Origin of the sequence: Pseudomonas taiwanensis DSM 21245 (genome assembly GCF_000425785.1) — a bacterium.
GTDB lineage: Bacteria > Pseudomonadota > Gammaproteobacteria > Pseudomonadales > Pseudomonadaceae > Aquipseudomonas > Aquipseudomonas taiwanensis.
Genome location: NZ_AUEC01000073.1, coordinates 1 through 1,006, shown reverse-complemented (window position 1 = coordinate 1,006; position 1,006 = coordinate 1). Strand labels below are relative to the sequence as shown.

The window sequence follows — 1,006 nt, the reverse complement described above, 5'->3', positions numbered from 1 at the left end:
GGAAAAGAATACGGCGCAGTTGTTCAGTCTGTTTGGGTTGGCCAATCTGGTACTGGCCAAGCGGTATTTGCAACGGACGGCGGGATAAGTCCGTCTAAAAGGCGGGGCTGGCCCGCTAACTCAGCAAAATCAGGGTAGAAATCGGCCCAAGAAACACAGAGTAAGGCCAGTAGGTTGGAAAAACCGGCTTGAAAAATGGGGACGGTAAGAAATGGCTAATTGTTCAGCGTCTCCGTATCGAAATGATGACGGCAATGATAGCCAAGCACCATGAAAGCCCATCCTTAACTCAATAGTCGGGTGTTGCACTCAGCCTCTGAAACCGCCTACCAAAAAGCACAGAAAGGCGAGCTAAAAACCTATTATTCAAAGTTCAAGCCCGCCCTCTGAACCCTCTATGACTTTCTAATTTCGGCCAAGGCTTTCTCCAGCGCACTGATATTCCCAGGATCATTAAATCTACCTTTTGATTTAGCCCATCGACTTACAGCGCTTTTAGGCCCTTCAACAAGTTTATTGCCTTCCTCAGTAATCTCGCTTTTCATGATCACACGCTTCACAACCCGCCCTTCCTCATCAGTAACTCGGCATTTCAGAAGACCATTACGCTCCATAAAAATGAAGAGATTCTCCGTCGATAGCTCAATATTTTTCTGCCAGTCCGGAGCACTCCTATAGGCCGAAATCAACACATCGATATCCCAAACTGGATAGTCACTTGTCATTACAACCTCCTTTCTACTTGAGACAACCCTGCAACCGGCACCAGCTTCCCAGTAGTTCTATCTCTAATAAATGTCCCACCACTCGTGAGAATTCGACTTTCTTTCATTTGCTGATCATATTTATCAGCAGTCAAACTTGTTACCTCATAAGTCGTTGCCTGCCTATTCTCAATAACAGCCGTGCCCACCCTACGCCGCTCACCGCTTTCAGGATCCCTGACAGATTTCCCGCTTGCATCCCGCAGATAACACTCACTCTGAATAGTCGCATTTGGATGCTG

2 protein-coding genes are annotated in these 1,006 nt (G+C 47.1%); both read right to left on the bottom strand.

Features of this window, described 5'->3' with window-relative positions; all coding sequences use genetic code 11:
• Positions 1-395 precede the first annotated feature (395 nt).
• Positions 396-725, bottom strand: a complete 330-nt coding sequence (locus H620_RS0118950) for a hypothetical protein (protein WP_023381481.1) — start codon at positions 723-725, stop codon at positions 396-398.
• A partial coding sequence (locus tag H620_RS27305) for a hypothetical protein (protein ID WP_209439667.1) occupies positions 725-1,006 on the bottom strand: 282 nt, incomplete at its 5' end. The genes H620_RS0118950 and H620_RS27305, both read right to left, overlap by 1 nt.

Coding starts and splice junctions, on each gene's coding strand:
- H620_RS0118950 (WP_023381481.1), bottom strand. CDS start 725: ATGACAAGTGACTATCCAGTTTGGGATATCGATGTGTTGATTTCGGCC.